Source organism: Pseudonocardia sp. SID8383 (genome assembly GCF_009864975.1).
In the GTDB taxonomy this organism is placed as follows: domain Bacteria; phylum Actinomycetota; class Actinomycetes; order Mycobacteriales; family Pseudonocardiaceae; genus Pseudonocardia; species Pseudonocardia alni.
In genome coordinates this window covers 1-14530 of the sequence record NZ_WWFY01001075.1, presented here as the reverse complement: position 1 = coordinate 14530, position 14530 = coordinate 1, and the positions used below count along the sequence as shown (strand labels likewise).

At 73.5% G+C, this 14530-nt stretch carries 11 protein-coding genes, 1 pseudogene and 1 riboswitch; of the genes and pseudogenes, 6 read left to right on the top strand and 6 right to left on the bottom strand.

Features of this window, described 5'->3' with window-relative positions:
- The 3 genes and pseudogenes from GTW08_RS25845 to metE all read right to left on the bottom strand — a co-directional run.
- Positions 1 to 213 (bottom strand): annotated as a pseudogene (locus tag GTW08_RS25845) (ABC transporter permease); the annotation flags it as partial.
- Positions 210 to 1733: an ABC transporter substrate-binding protein gene (locus tag GTW08_RS25840; protein ID WP_073576637.1), complete on the bottom strand. Its 1524-nt coding sequence runs from the start codon at positions 1731 to 1733 to the stop codon at positions 210 to 212. The pseudogene GTW08_RS25845 and the gene GTW08_RS25840, both read right to left, overlap by 4 nt.
- A 90-nt stretch (positions 1734 to 1823) precedes the next feature.
- Entirely contained in the window at positions 1824 to 4133 is a 2310-nt protein-coding gene (gene metE / locus GTW08_RS25835) for a 5-methyltetrahydropteroyltriglutamate--homocysteine S-methyltransferase (RefSeq protein WP_083658810.1), read from the bottom strand.
- Positions 4134 to 4259: 126 nt separating this feature from the next.
- A riboswitch (cobalamin riboswitch) is annotated at positions 4260 to 4468 on the bottom strand.
- A gap of 234 nt (positions 4469 to 4702) precedes the next feature.
- On the opposite strand from metE, the gene mdo reads away from it, so the two are divergent.
- The 3 genes from mdo to GTW08_RS25820 all read left to right on the top strand — a co-directional run bounded on the left by mdo (position 4703) and on the right by GTW08_RS25820 (position 8959).
- A complete protein-coding gene (mdo, locus tag GTW08_RS25830) occupies positions 4703 to 5995 on the top strand; it encodes an NDMA-dependent methanol dehydrogenase (protein ID WP_073576638.1) in 1293 nt (430 codons plus the stop codon).
- A gap of 135 nt (positions 5996 to 6130) precedes the next feature.
- The gene (locus GTW08_RS25825; RefSeq protein WP_083658811.1) at positions 6131 to 7405 is read left to right on the top strand and encodes an AAA family ATPase; all 1275 of its coding nucleotides are present in this window, start codon (positions 6131 to 6133) and stop codon (positions 7403 to 7405) included.
- Positions 7406 to 7417: 12 nt separating this feature from the next.
- Positions 7418 to 8959: a VWA domain-containing protein gene (locus tag GTW08_RS25820; protein ID WP_073576640.1), complete on the top strand. Its 1542-nt coding sequence runs from the start codon at positions 7418 to 7420 to the stop codon at positions 8957 to 8959.
- Positions 8960 to 9013: 54 nt separating this feature from the next.
- Here GTW08_RS25820 and GTW08_RS25815 read toward each other — a convergent pair whose 3' ends face one another.
- Entirely contained in the window at positions 9014 to 10009 is a 996-nt protein-coding gene (locus GTW08_RS25815) for a zinc-binding alcohol dehydrogenase family protein (RefSeq protein WP_073576641.1), read from the bottom strand.
- Between the two features lie 135 nt (positions 10010 to 10144).
- On the opposite strand from GTW08_RS25815, the gene GTW08_RS25810 reads away from it, so the two are divergent.
- A complete protein-coding gene (locus GTW08_RS25810) occupies positions 10145 to 10747 on the top strand; it encodes a hypothetical protein (RefSeq protein WP_161152660.1) in 603 nt (200 codons plus the stop codon).
- A 125-nt stretch (positions 10748 to 10872) separates the two neighbouring features.
- Positions 10873 to 11583, top strand: a complete 711-nt coding sequence (gene mftM, locus GTW08_RS25805) for a mycofactocin oligosaccharide methyltransferase MftM (protein WP_073576643.1) — start codon at positions 10873 to 10875, stop codon at positions 11581 to 11583.
- Here the strand turns inward: mftM and GTW08_RS32605 are convergent.
- Both GTW08_RS32605 and GTW08_RS25795 read right to left on the bottom strand, forming a co-directional pair.
- Positions 11537 to 12673, bottom strand: a complete 1137-nt coding sequence (locus tag GTW08_RS32605) for a DUF418 domain-containing protein (RefSeq protein WP_161152659.1) — start codon at positions 12671 to 12673, stop codon at positions 11537 to 11539. The genes mftM and GTW08_RS32605 overlap by 47 nt on opposite strands.
- The gene (locus GTW08_RS25795) at positions 12663 to 13262 is read right to left on the bottom strand and encodes a hypothetical protein (RefSeq protein ID WP_073576645.1); all 600 of its coding nucleotides are present in this window, start codon (positions 13260 to 13262) and stop codon (positions 12663 to 12665) included. Before GTW08_RS25795 ends, GTW08_RS32605 begins: the two co-directional genes overlap by 11 nt.
- Before the next feature lie 110 nt (positions 13263 to 13372).
- On the opposite strand from GTW08_RS25795, the gene GTW08_RS33090 reads away from it, so the two are divergent.
- On the top strand, positions 13373 to 14530 hold a 1158-nt coding region (locus GTW08_RS33090; protein ID WP_161152658.1), incomplete at its 3' end, for a histidine kinase.

Sequence of the window (14530 nt, the reverse complement as noted above, 5' to 3'; positions counted from 1 at the left end):
CAGGTACTGCTCGGTGACCGGCGCGTCCAGCCCCAGCGAGGAACGCAGCCGCGCCTCGGTCACCGGGTCCGGCACCGCCTCGGCGCTGCGGGCCCGCAGGACCGCCCGCGCCGGGTCGACGCCGGCCAGCCGCGGCAGCGCGAACACCAGCACCGACGCGGCCAGCAGCACCGGCCCGACGACGACGAGCCGGCGCAGCAGGAGCCCGATCACCCCGTGGTCGGGGAGAGCTGCGGCAGCACCGGGCGGATCTGCAGCGGGTCGGGGACGAAGCCCGTGGCGCCGCGCAGCACGGCGGTGTTGCGCGGGTGCACGACCATGACGCCGACGGCGTCGCGGGTCAGCATCGCGGCGGCCTCGCGGAACAGCTGTTGGCGGGCCGCCGGGTCCTCGGTTGAGTTGAGCCGGTCGACCAGCGCGTCGTAGGCGGGGCTGCAGTACCGGTCGACGGCGTAGCTGCCGTCGCAGGTGTAGTCCGAGGTCAGCGTGCTCGCCGCGTCCGGGAAGTCGGACAGGTAGCTGCGCGAGTTGAGGAACATGTCGTAGTCACCGGCGAGGACCTTCGGCTCCTGGGCCTCGTAGTTCCCGACGGTGATGTCGACCTTCACCCCGGCGGCACCGAGCATCGCCTGGATCGCGTTCGCCAGCGCGGGCAGCTCGGGCCGGTTCGGGAAGGTCCACAGCCGCACGGTGAGCGGGTTCTGCTCGGTGTAGCCGGCCTCGGCGAGCAGCTGCCGGGCGCGGGCGACGTCGGCCCCGGGCGGCGGCGCGGTCTCGCCCCAGGGCACGGCCGCGCCGAACAGGTCGGCCGCGGGTGCGGCGCCCCCGGCGAGGACCTGCTCGGCCAGCACCGGGCGGTCGATCGCCGCGGTGACGGCCCGGCGGACCCGCAGGTCCGAGAACGGCGCCGCGGACTGGTTGAGCTGCAGCAGAACGGTGCGCGCATTGGGGTACTCGACGACCTCGGCCCCGGCCGAGCGGACCTGGTCGAGCTGGGCCTGGGGCAGGCCCTCGGCGAACTGGACGTCGCCGGACCGGATCGCCAGCGCGCGGGCCTGCGGGTCCTCGACGTAGCGGACGGTGACCCGGGCGGCACCCGCCGGCTCGCCCCAGTAGTCGTCGTTGCGGACCAGCTGCGCGGAGTCGGCACCGCTGACCGAGTCCAGCACGAACGGGCCGGTCCCGGTGCGCAGGTAGCGCGGCGCCCCGCCGCCGGCGTAGGCGGCGGGCGCGAGGATGCCGAGGTTGCCGCTGGACAGGCGCAGCGGCATCACCGGGTCGGGCTCGGTGGTGGTGATCCGCACGGCGTCGGCGCCGTCGGGGGCGACGGCGAAGCCGATGCCACGGATCGCCCGCGGCGGGGCCTCGACGCCCGCGACGTAGCGCAACGCCGTGACGACGGCGTCCGGGGTGAGCGGGGTGCCGTCGTGGAACCGCACGTCCTGGCGCAGGGTGACCCGCCAGGCGTTGCCCTGCTGCTCCCAGCCCGTCGCGAGCATCGGCGCCGGGCGGGCGTCGGCGTCGACAGTGGTCAGGGTCTCGGCGACGCCGAGGGACTGCAGCCGGGCGCCGTCGTCGGCGTCGAAGGCGTAGTCGGCGCGCGGCGGGAACTGCAGGGCCACGGTCAGCTCACCGGCCGGGTCCGGGGTCCCGGCGCCGCCGGTGCCGGCACCACAACCGGTCAGCACCAGGGCGGCGGCCGCGAGCAGCGCGGCCATCTTTCGTGCGATCACTCCATATGACTACATCTGATCATCTGTTCAATCAATGGCGCGTGAGCAACGCCCCGCGGCCGGGGAGCCGCGGGGCGTCGCGACGCGGGCTCAGCCGGTCGTCGCCGAGTCCCGGACCAGGCGGGCCGCGGCGACCAGGTTGGTCAGGGCCGCCACCGTCTCCGCCTCACCGCGGGTCTTCAGCCCGCAGTCCGGGTTGGCCCACAGCCGGTCCGGTCCGATGTGGCGCAGGGCCGCGCCGAGCTGCTCGACCAGCTCGTCGGTGCCGGGCACCTCGGGTGAGTGGACGTCGTAGACGCCCGGGCCGAGCCCGCGCGGGACCCCCGGTCCGAGGTCGGCCAGCACCTCCATCCGCGACCGGGCCGCCTCGACGGTGGTGACGTCGGCGTCGAGCCCGTCGATCGCCCCCACCACCTCGCCGAACTCGGAATAGCAGAGGTGGGTGTGGATCTGGGTGGCGTCGGCGACGGCCCCGACGGCCAGCCGGAACGCGTCCACCGCCCAGTCCAGGTACCCGGGCCGGTCCCGCTCGTGCAGGGGCAGCAGCTCGCGCAGCGCGGGCTCGTCGACCTGGATGATCCGGATCCCGGCGGCCTCCAGGTCTCCTACCTCGTCGCGCAGGGCCAGCCCCACCTGCCGGGCGGTGTCACCCAGCGGCTGGTCGTCACGCACGAACGACCAGGCCAGGATCGTCACCGGGCCGGTCAGCATCCCCTTGACCAGCGCGTCGGACAGCGACTGGGCGAACCGCGCCCACTCCACCGTGATCGGCCGGGGCCGGGACACGTCCGAGTGCAGGATCGGCGGGCGCACGCACCGCGAGCCGTAGGACTGCACCCAGCCGTGCTCGGTGGTGGCGAAGCCGTCGAGGTGCTCGGCGAAGTACTGGACCATGTCGTTGCGCTCGGGCTCACCGTGCACCAGGACGTCGAGCCCGATGTCCTCCTGCAGCCGCACCACGCGGACGATCTCCTGGCGCATCCGCTCGGCGTAGGTGCCGGTGTCGATCACACCGGAGCGGTGCGCGGCCCGGTCGCGCCGGATCTGCGCGGTCTGCGGGAAAGAACCGATCGTCGTCGTGGGAACGACGGGCAGGCCGAGCGCCGCGCGCTGGACCGTCGCCCGGACGTCGCCGTGACTGCGCCGGTAGTGGTCGGGGCCGAGCGCGTCGAGCCGGGACCGCACCCGCTCGTCGCGGCGCGCGGTGGCGGCGACCCGCTCCCGGACGGCCCGTGCGGCGTCGAGCTCCGCCGCGACCGCGTCGGGTCCCTCGCGCAGGGCCCGCCCGAGCAGCACGACCTCGGTGACCTTCTGCCGGGCGAACGCCAGCATGTCGACGACGTCGCCGGGCAGAGCCGTCTCCGCGGTCAGGTCGTAGGGGACGTGCAGCAACGAGCACGACGTCGAGACCTCGACCCGCCCCGCCACGCCGACCAGCCGCTGCGCCGTCGCCAGTGCCCGGTCCAGGTCGGTGCGCCACACGTTGCGCCCGTCGACGACGCCGGCCAGCACCACCTTCCGGTCCAGCCCCGGGACCGCCGGGTCTCCCGCATCGAGGGCGTCCAGGTCGGTGGCCCCCGCGACGAGGTCGAGCGCCAGCCCCTCGACGGCCGTGGCGGCGAGCGCGGGCAGGGCGGGTCCCAGCTCCCCGAAGTACGACGCGACGAGGATCTTGGGCCGCCGGGTCGCCGAGGCGAGCCGGTCGTAGGCCCGGCGCAGCGCCGCGACCTCCTCCGGCGTCCGGTCGGCGGCGAAGGCGGGCTCGTCGAGCTGCACCCACTCCGCTCCCGCCTCGGCGAGCTCGGCGAGCAGGTCGCGGTAGACCTCGACCAGCGGTCCGAGCAGGTCCAGCGGGCGGAAGCCCGCCGGTGCGCCGCCGGCCGGCTTGGACAGCAGCAGGAAGGTCACCGGCCCGACCAGCACCGGACGGGTGGTGATCCCGCTGCGCAGGGCCTCGCAGAACTCGTCGAGGGCCTTGCGGCTGCCCGGCGCGAGCCGGGTGTCCGGGCCGACCTCGGGGACCAGGTAGTGGTAGTTCGTGTCGAACCACTTGGTCATCTCGCAGGCCGGGGCGCCGGTGCGGCCGCGGGCCATCGCGAACAGCCGCTCCAGCGGGTCGGTGACGCGGGCGAAGCGCTCCGGCACCGCCCCGACCGCCAGCGCGGTGTCTCCGACGTGGTCGTAGAACGAGAACGTGTTGCCCGGCACCGAGCCGAGCCCGGCGTCGCGCAGCCCGGTCCAGGTGTCGCGGCGCAGCCCGGCGGCGACGTCGCGTAGTGCGGACGCGTCGGTCCGCCCGGCCCAGTACGACTCGGTCGCCCGCTTGAGCTCCCGGTCCGGTCCGATCCTGGGGTACCCCAGGACGGTGCTGCCGATGGTGCTGCTGGAAGGAATGCTCACGGCCCTCTCTCCTCGCGAGTGCGGTGGAGGACCCGTCGCCGGCACGGGGCGCCTGCGACCGCCGGGCACGACGGTGCCCGGTCGTCCGCCCGGCCCTCCCGCGAGGCCACGGATCCGCGCACGCCGGACGGCGCACGCACCGGCGGCAGGTCTTCGGACTCACGGGCGCACTGCACGCTCCTACTGGCCGTCGCTTCCCGGGATCGCTCCCAGTGCTGTTGACGGCGGTCGTTCCCGTTCACCGCTGCGGGGCAGTCCCGGATTCCCACCGGGTTCCCTCTTGCCTCGTGACGCCCGTTATCGGACCGGCACGAACCGTCGGCGAGCCGACACTACCGCGGCCCCGGCCGTGCAGACTGTTGCCGAGCTGTCCCTGTTGCCATACATTGGCAGTACTGCCACGCCCTCCCCGGCGACCGGGTCGAGGGCGACCTCACCCTGCTCCCCTCCGTTCGGAGGGGGAACCTGCCCGGTCTCCCGAGGGGTAATGGCGATCACCCCTGTGCCCGCGGCCACAGGGGTCATAGCGTGCGGTCTCGACCCATCCACCTGCCTCAGAAAGGGCTGACATGCAGGTAGACGAGCTGCTCAAGCCGTTCCCCATCAAGGAGTTCCACCCGTTCCCCCGTGCGCTCATGGGTCCGGGGTCGCACGAGCTCATCGGCCCGGAGGCCCTGAAGCTGGGCTTCAAGAAGACCCTGGTCATGACGTCGGGCCTGCGGGGCACCGACATCGTCCACAAGATCGTCGAGTCGATGAAGTACCACGGCCTCGAGGTCGTGCTGTACGACAAGGTCGAGTCGAACCCCAAGGACTACAACGTCATGGACGCTGTGGGCCTCTACCAGCAGAACAACTGCGACTCGTTCGTCTCCATCGGCGGCGGCTCCTCGCACGACGCCTGCAAGGGCGCGCGCATCTCGGTCGCGCACGACGGCCGCAACGTCAACGAGTTCGAGGGCTTCAACAAGTCCGAGAACCCGGCCAACCCGCCGCACATCGCGGTCTCCACCACGGCCGGCACCGGCTCGGAGACCTCGTGGGCCTACGTCATCACCGACACCACGACCGACCCCGACAACCCGCACAAGTACGTCGCGTTCGACGACGCCTCGGTCACCACCCTGGCGATCGACGACCCGGTGCTCTACTACGACTGCCCGATCGACTACACCGCGCAGTGCGGGTTCGACGTGCTCGCGCACGCCTCGGAGCCCTACGTCTCGCGGCTGGACTTCCAGCCGTCGCTGGGCAACGCGCTGCACGCGATCAAGCTGACCTCGCAGAACCTGCGCAAGGCCGTCTGGAACGGCCAGGAGCTCTCCGGCCGCGAGGGCATGATGTACGCGCAGTACATCGCCGCCCAGGCGTTCAACTCCGGTGGCCTCGGCATCATCCACTCGATCAGCCACGCGGTGTCGGCGTTCTACGACACCCACCACGGCCTGAACAACGCCATCGCGCTGCCCCGCGTGTGGGCGTTCAACATGCCCGTCGTGTACGAGCGCTTCGCCGACATCGCCGAGGCGATGGGGGTCGACACCCGCGGCATGACCAAGCCGCAGGCCGCCGACGCCGCGCTCGCCGCCTCCATCCGGCTGCTGCGCGACGTGGGCATCCCGGAGAAGTTCGCCGACGTCAAGCAGGACACCTACTCGAAGAACCGGCTGGGCACCGGCCCGACCAAGTTCTACGAGAACGCGCCCACCATCGTCGGTGACGCGGCCGACGTCGACCGGATCACCAACCACGTCCTCGGCGACGCCTGCACCCCGGGCAACCCGAAGGAGTGCACGTTCGAGACCGTCCGCCCGGTCGTCGACCACTCCATCAACGGTGACCTGGACGACCTGCTGACCTGATCCGCAGGTCAGTACGTCCACCGTCGCACCAGCGGGCCCAGCCATCCGAGGTGATACTCGGGTGGGTGGGCCCGCTGGCTGCGGCCCCGCTCTCTCCGCACCAGAGCCGGTGCGGCCCGCGAAGGAGATATCCGCGTGTCCGAGGCTGTCGTCCCCACTGTGACCGAGGCGGCGGACGCCGTCGCCTCGACCGGTCCGTTCGAGTCCGTCGACCAGGTGATCGAGACCCTGCGGGAGCAGGGCTACATCGCCGACACCCGCCTGGCCACGACGGTGTTCCTGCTGACCCGGCTGGACAAGCCGCTGCTGCTGGAGGGGCCCGCCGGGGTCGGCAAGACCGAGCTGGCGAAGATGCTCGCCGTCGCCACCGGGCGCCGGCTGCTGCGCCTGCAGTGCTACGAGGGCCAGGACGAGACCAAGGCCCTGTACGAGTGGGACTACGGCAAGCAGCTCATGTACACCCAGATCCTCCGCGAGAAGATCGGGCAGCTCGTCGAGGACGCACCCGACCTCGCCTCCGCGGTCGACCGCATCGGGTCCCAGGAGAGCGTGTTCTTCTCCGAGCGCTTCCTCGCCCCGCGCCCGCTGCTGGAGGCCATCCGCTCCGAACAGCCCGTCGTGCTGCTGATCGACGAGGTCGACCGCGCCGACGAGGCCCTGGAGGCCGTCCTGCTGGAGACCCTGGGCGAGTTCCAGATCTCCGTGCCCGAGATCGGCACCTTCGTCGCCGAGCAGCGCCCGTACGTGCTGCTGACCTCGAACAACACCCGCGACCTCGCCGCCGCGCTCAAGCGCCGCTGCCTGCACCTGTTCCTCGACTACCCGTCGGCCTCCCGCGAGCTGGAGATCGTCAGGTCGAAGAAGACCGGGCTGTCGGACCAGCTGGCCGAGGAGCTCGTCAACGTCGTGCGCGGGCTGCGCGAGCTGGAGCTGCGCAAGTCGCCGTCGATCTCGGAGACCATCGACTGGGCCCGCACCCTGGCCGTGCTGGGGGTCGACGAGCTGAACTCACAGATCCTGTCCGACACCGTGTCGGTCGTCGTCAAGTACGACAAGGACGTCAAGAAGGCCCTGGACGCCCTGCCGCGGCTGGTCGACCCGAACGCCGTGGTCACCGAGCACGGCCACGGACACGGCCACGGGCACGGGCACGGCCACGACGGGGACCACGACCACGACGAGCCCGCGGCCCGGACCCCGAGTGCTCCGGCCGCCCGCGTGGACGACGACCACGACGACGGCGACGTCGACGGCCGCGCCAAGCGGGCCGCGAAGGACCAGGCGGGACGGCACGGCGGTATCTACGGCGGCCTGCCCGGCGGGGTCGCGCCGCCGCCGTCGGCGATCCGGAAGGTCTCGCCCGGCCAGGGCACCCGTTCCTTCGGCGGCTCCCGCAAGCGCCCGGTCTGATCGGGGTCCGGAGTGGAAGCGAGCATCCACCGTTTCGTCCGGCTGCTGCGGATCCGGTCGGTGCGCATCTCGGTGTCCGAGGCGCTCGACGCGATGGCCTGCGCCGCCCAGCCCGGGGTGCTGTCCGACAAGGCGGTGCTCAAGGAGGCGCTGCGCATCGCGCTGATCAAGGACCGGCGTGACGAGGCGACCTTCGACGAGGTCTTCGACCTGTTCTTCGCCCTGGTCAGGGTGGGCGAGGCGGACACCGGCCACGGGCACGGCCACGGACACGGCGATCTGTCCGACGACACCCCGCTGGAGAACTTCACGCTGTCCGAGGAGCCGTCGGAGACCCCTCAGGAGGGTCACGACCACGGCGCCCCGGTCGACATCAAGGAGTTCTTCGACCCCGAGGACCTGGCCGAGCAGTACAACCTGCACCAGGAGGCCAACAAGATCGACATGGCCTCGATGACGGACGAGATCGTGCTGTCCAAGGAGCAGGCGGGCGACGCCACCGAGGGCCAGCGCGTGCAGATCGAGACCGACCGGTTCTCCGGCGGCGGACAGCCGGGGGACATCTCCCAGCAGCAGGGCACCAAGGTCGACGCCGACCTCTCGGTCGCCCAGCAGGACGCGCTGCTGGGCTGGCTGAACTCCGAGGAGGACCGGCTGTCGGAGGAGGAGCAGGGCACCGAGGACGACGCCGCTGCGCTGCGCCGGCGCCTCACCGGAGTGCTCGACAACCTCCCGGAGCTGCTCAAGGCGCACCTGGAGAAGCTGCTCGCGATCGAGCAGCGGATCGTCGAGGGCCACGACGACGCCGAACGCGTCGCCGAGGTCGACCGGGCGAGCGAGACCGAGCGTATGCAGCTGGAGGACTCGTTGCGGCGGCTGGCCAAGTCGCTGCACGGTGCGCTCACGCACCGCAGGCGGGTCTCACCCCGGGGCCGGATCGACTCGGCCCGCACCATGCGCAAGAACATGCGCTACGACGGCGTCCCGTTCTCCCCGGTCACCGTGCAGCGCCAGGAGGACAAGCCGCGCCTGGTGGTGCTGGCCGACGTGTCGCTGTCGGTCCGGGCCACCGCGCGGTTCACCCTGCACCTGGTGCACGGTCTGCAGGACCTGTTCGGCCAGGTCCGCTCGTTCGCGTTCGTGGCCGACCTGGTCGAGGTGACCGACCTGTTCGCCGACCACCCCGTCGAGCACGCCCTCGGGCTGATCTTCGGGGGCGACCAGCTCGACGTCGACGCCAACTCCAACTACGGCCTGGCCTTCGGCCAGTTCCTGGAGGACCACGGCTCGGCGGTCACCCGCCGGACGACGGTGCTGGTGCTCGGCGACGGCCGCGGGAACGGCAACGACCCCAACATGGAGGCGTTCGTCGAGATCACCCGGCGGGCCCGGGAGACGATCTGGCTGACCCCGGAGCCGCGGTACTCGTGGGGGCTCGGCCGCTGCGACCTGCCCGCCTACGCCGAGTACTGCGACCGCGTCCGCGTGGTCCGGGACCTGTCCGGTTTCGAGGCGACCACGAACGAGATGGCCGGCGAGCTGATCGGCCGCTGATCCCGTCGGTGGGTGGTGCCGGTGTCCGCACCGGCACCACCCACCGGGGGTCCACTACCGCTCGACCACGATCTTCCCGACGGTGCCGCCGGACTCGATGAGCCGGTGCGCCTCCCGCAGCGTCGCCGCGGTCAGCCCCTGCAGGCGCCGCGTCTCGGTGGTCCGCAGCTCCCCGGCGTCCACGAGCCGGGACACCTCGTCCAGGATCTCCCGCTGCACCGTCGAGCCCGGTTCCGACAGCGGCCGGGTGAACATCAGCTCCCAGTGCCAGGCCTGCGACTTCGTCTTCAGCGGGAGCGTGTCCAGGCCCTCCGGCTCGTCGACGGCGACGACGATCCCGCGCGGGGTCATCAGCTCCGCGTAGGCCTCGACGTTGCCCGCCGACACCGGCGAGAACACGTACTGCACGCCGTCCGGGGCGACCTCGCGCACCGTGCCGACGAGGTCGTGGTGGTCGGCGACCGCGTGCGCACCCATCTGCCGCGCCCAGTCCGCGGACTCCGTGCGGGAGGCGGTGCCGACCAGCGTCAGCCCGGTGCGCCGGCCGAGCTGCAGGACCATCGACCCGACCCCGCCCGCGGCGGACACGACGAGCAGCGTCCCGGTGGTGTCGGCGGTGACGCGCAGGTGGTCGTACAGGCACTCCCACGCGGTGATCGAGGTCAGCGGCAGCGCGGCCGCGGCGGCGAAGTCCAGGGTCGACGGCTTGCGCCCGACGATGCGGGAGTCGACGAGCTGGCGGTGGGCGTTGCTGCCGGGCCGGTCGATCGCGCCGGCGTAGTAGACCTCGTCGCCGGGGGCGTACCCCTGCACCCGGTCGCCCACCTCGACGACGACGCCCGCGGCGTCGAAGCCGAGGACCTTCGGCCCGTCGGCCGGGTCGAACGACGAACGGACCTTGCCGTCCACCGGGTTCACCGAGACGGCGCGGACGTCGACGAGCAGGTCGTGCGGGCCGGGCGCACCGACCTCGATCTCGGCGTCGACGAGGCACTCGGGGTCGTCGACGGACAGCGGTCGGGGCGCCACGACGGCGGGTACGGAAGCCATGACCGGACGCTATCCGCCCCACCGGGCCGCCGCCCGACGCACCGATAACCCCGGCTGGGCCGATCGGCCGATCTCGCGCCGCTGCAGGGGCCGCCCGGAGTACGATCAGGCGTCCCCTTCGGAAAGGAGGGCCGGATGTCGGACGGTGACGGAGCGGTCCTCCGGATCGTCGGTCGCGTATGCACCGCGCTGTGGGGCTACACGCCGGGGGTGATCCCGGCGATGGTCGCCACGATGGGCAGCGGGCCCGCGCTGCGCTGGTTCGCGGCCAACTTCCCGCGCTTCCTGGTCACCCTGCGCGTGCTGGGCCCCGTACGCACCCACCTCGCCGGGCTCACGATCTCCCTGGTGAACGGGTGCATGTACTGCGCCTACGGTCGTGCGCACGCCCTGGAGCTGATCCACCTGCGCGACCGGGACCTGCTGTTCCCGCTCGATGCCCGCACCCTCGAGAGCTGGAACGGGCTGTCCCGCCGCGAGATCGGCCTGCGGCTGCGCGGTGTGCTCGAGGAGGCCGGGATGCACGCCGAGGTGATCTGGGTGAACCGCACCCTGGCCCTGCTCGACGGCGCCCCGCCCGTCGACGCCGACGAGCGCCGCATCGCCCACCTGTGCCGGATGGTCGGCACCATGAACGCGATCGCCGTCGCCGCGGGGACGACCCCGGACGGCGCCCACGACCCGGTCAACAAGGACGCCGCGCTGAAGGCCCGGCTGCTCGCCGCCCAGGGCGCCTGAGCATCCGACCGACACCGGAGCCCGCCCCACCGTCCGGACGGGGAGGGCCCCGGCCGTCGGACGTGGTGCGGCGTGCCCGTGACCGCCTAGCGTGGAGCGGGCCCCCGCACGCACAGGAGCGATCCATGATCGGAACCGACCGGCTCTCCAACGACCTCGCCGGCTGGCTGGACCGCACCCTGGTGCAGCCCGGGATCCTGCCGGCCGAGCGTTTCGAGGAGGCGTTCGTCGCCTGCGTCGCGAGCGCCGCGAAGGACCCCGACCTCCCGGACGACGCGTGGCTCGCCTTCTACCGCAACACCCTCGACGCGCTGGCCGGTGAGCCCGAGCCCGGCGGCACCAACGCCGAGATGGCGCCGGTGCACGCCCGCGCCCGTTCCCTCGTGCTGGGCGAGGAGGTGCTGGAGCTCGGCTGCTGCTTCGGCTTCCTGTCGCTGCAGCTGGCCCGCGACGGCCATCGCGTCACCGCCACCGACCTGACCGGCGGCACCGTCGAGCTGCTGACCCGGATGGCGCCGCAGCTCGGCGCCGACGTCGAGACCCACGTCGCCGACGCGCGTGCCGTCGCCCTGCCCGACGGCTGCGCGGACACCGTGTTCGCCGTGCACCTCGTCGAGCACCTGTCCGAGTCCGACGGCGACGAGGTCGTCGTCGAGATGCTGCGCCTGGCCCGGCGACGGGTGGTCGTCGCCGTCCCGTTCGAGAACGAGCCGAACCCCGCCTGGGGTCACGTCCGGGTCTTCGACGAGCGCGTCCTGACCCGGATCGGGGAGCGCACCGGCCATCCGTTCACGGTGTCCGAGCACCACGGCGGCTGGCTGGTGATCGACCTCTGAGCAGGGCCTGGGTGAGTGCCTCCAGCGGCCCGCGGTCGTGGCGGCGCAGCCACCACCCCGCCGCCGCGGCCGACCCGGCGACGACGAGGACCCACATCCCGACCACCGCCCCGGTCCGCAGCGGCGCCGCGACACCGGCGAGCGCCCCGGCCACGCCGAGCCCCCAGGCGCCGAACAGCACCGCGGCCACGACGTTCTGGCCGACGTAGCAGCTCATCGCGGTCCGGCCGAGCGCGATGAGCCCGCACCGCACCGGACCGGCCGGGCCGCGCAGCCGGGCCAGGACCTCCGGGACCAGGCCGAGCAGCCCCAGCGCGACCAGCGGGGCGACCAGGTAGCGCTCGACGAGGAACCACGGGTCACCGCCCAGCGTGGTGAGCACCGTGAGCAGCGCGCCGGCCACCCCGGTGCCGATCATCCGTCGGCGCAGGGTGGTCGCACCGGCGTCGAACAGCCCGGCGCGCAGCAGCGCGGACCCGGCCAGGAACAGCACCACCGCCGACGGGACGATCAGCGCCAGCTCGACCCGGTACAGCAGCGGGTCGGCCAGCCGTGCGGCCACCTGCCCGGTCCAGGTCGCCGGGTACGGCGGGAGCGGCACGTCTGCGCCGGTGCTCCCGGCCGTCGCGACGGTCGCACCGCCCACCAGCAGCACCGTGACCGCCCCGGCGACGCAGGCGGCCGCCACCCGCACCCGCGCCGACCGCCCCACCAGCCACGCGACGAGCACCGAGGCGGTCGCGTAGCCCATCAGCACGTCGAACTCGAAGACCAGCACGTAGTGCAGCAGTCCCTCGGTGAACAGGATCGCGGCGCGGGCGAGGTGGCGGCCCGGCCACCGCAGGCCGCGGCGCACCGCCGAGCGGTACTGCAGCTCCATCCCGATCCCGAACAGCAGCGTGAGCAGCGCGAGGAACTTCCCGTTCGCGACGGCGCGGAGCGCGGTGTCGAGCCACCAGCCCCCGGCGAACCCGGCGAACACCGCGCCCGGCCCGCGCGGGTCGGCGAACACCCAGACGTTCGTCGCGAAGGTCCCGGCGATCGCGAGGCCACGGAGCACGTCCGGGGCGGCGAGGCGGTCACCGGACACCGGTGCGCTCCCGGTCCCTGCTGCCGGGGAAGACGGTCGCCCACAGCGGCCCCACGACGAACCAGATCCCGGCGGCCAGCGACGCCGTCGCGAGCCAGGACCACATCGGGTCCTCCGGCCAGGCGCCCGGCGCCGGGAACGCGCGGCCGCCGGCCACCGACAGCAGGACCAGCACCGCCGCCGTGACCACCCAGGCGGCGACGACCTTGCCGTACTCGCGCCACTCGTACCGCGTCCGGGCGACCCCGCCCCGGGGCGGGCGCACCGGTGCCGGGCCGCCCGCGAAGCGGTGGGCGCCCCGGACGTCGGCCCACCGCACCAGCGAGTGCCCGAATGCGACGGTGATCCCGAGGTAGAGCGCGGCCAGCCCGTGCACCCGCGACGGTGCGCCGCCGGTCGCGAGGTCCACCGTCGAGGCGGTGACCAGCACGAGGTCCATCAGCGGCACCCCCAGCAGCAGCACCGCCCCCAGGCCCCGGCGGCGCAGCACGTAGCGCGCCCCCAGCCCGGCCGGCAGGAACACCCAGAACCCGATCTCGGCACCGACGATCAGCCACAGCAGCGGCTCGGCGAACAAGGACTCCCCCATGGCCGGTGATCGTGCCGACCCGGCCGCGGTGACGCGTCCGGCGTGCGACCGATCCGCGCGTACCACCTTCGACGGACGCCGCGCGGGCGCCGGGCGTGCTGGGATGGGGTGTGATCACGTACCTGGTGAACCGCGACGGCGGCGCACCGTCGGTGCTGCGGGACGCCGGTACCGGCGTGGTGTGGTTCGTGGTCGGGCTGCTGCTGATCTGGGCGCTGCCCGACGCGGGGATCACCTGGTGGGGCGCGGACACCGGGGCGACGACGGCGTCGCTGCTGGTCATGGGGCTGGGCTGCGCCGCGTCGGCGGTGCGCCGGATCGCGGTGCCCGCCGGCCTGCTGGTCGGCACGGCGGCCCTGGTCGCGGGCCCCGTCCTGGGCGGCCGCACCGAGATCGGGACGGTGCTCGTGTTCACCGACCTGCTCTACTGCGCCGTGGTGTTCCCGCCACGGCGCACCGCGCGGGCGGTGGCCGTCGCCGCCGGTGGGGTCGCCACCGTCCTCGGTGTCGCCGCGCTGCTCGTGGCGGGCACCCGCACCGGCACCTACGCCGTGCTCAACCTGACGCTGGTGGTCGGGCTCCCGCTGGTCTGGGGGCTGGAGGTGCGCCGGTTCCGGGACCTCGCGGCCGTCGAGCGGGAACGGGCCGTCGCGGCGGAGCGGACGGCGGCCCGGGAGCGGGACGCCGCCGTCGCCGCGGAACGTGCCCGGATGGCCCGCGACCTGCACGACGTCGTCGCCGGGCGGCTGTCGGCGATCGCGCTGCAGTCCGAGGCGGCACTGCAGCCCGGCGCCGACCCCGCGCTGGTCCGGCGGGTGCTGGGGACGGTGCGGTCCTCCGGCGTCGCCGCGCTCGGGGAGATGCGCACGATGATCGGGCTGCTGCGCGACGGCGACACCGCCGACCCGCCCGGAGCGCCCGCCCGGCTGTCCGAGGTCGACACCCTGCTCGACGAGGCCCGCTCCGCCGGCCTGTCCCCCGTCCTGCGCGACGGGCGCAGTGCGGCCCCGCTGCCCGCCCCGGTCGACCTCGCCGGGTACCGGATCGTGCAGGAGTCGCTGACCAACGCGGCGAAGCACGCGCCCGGCTCGGACGTGACGGTGCGCCTCGCCGTCACCCCCGGCACCCCCGGCACGCCGCGCCGAGTGGCACACCAGGCACGCGGCCCGGCCCCGTCCGGGTCCGTGGTGTGCCACTCGACGAGCCGGCTGCTCGTCGAGGTGCGCAACGGCCCCGGCCGTCGTCCCGCGGCGGGCCCGGGGCTGCAC

Coding starts and splice junctions, on each gene's coding strand:
- mdo (WP_073576638.1), top strand. CDS start 4,703: ATGCAGGTAGACGAGCTGCTCAAGCCGTTCCCCATCAAGGAGTTCCAC.
- GTW08_RS25815 (WP_073576641.1), bottom strand. CDS start 10,009: ATGGCTTCCGTACCCGCCGTCGTGGCGCCCCGACCGCTGTCCGTCGAC.
- GTW08_RS25795 (WP_073576645.1), bottom strand. CDS start 13,262: ATGGGGGAGTCCTTGTTCGCCGAGCCGCTGCTGTGGCTGATCGTCGGT.
- GTW08_RS25810 (WP_161152660.1), top strand. CDS start 10,145: ATGTCGGACGGTGACGGAGCGGTCCTCCGGATCGTCGGTCGCGTATGC.
- mftM (WP_073576643.1), top strand. CDS start 10,873: ATGATCGGAACCGACCGGCTCTCCAACGACCTCGCCGGCTGGCTGGAC.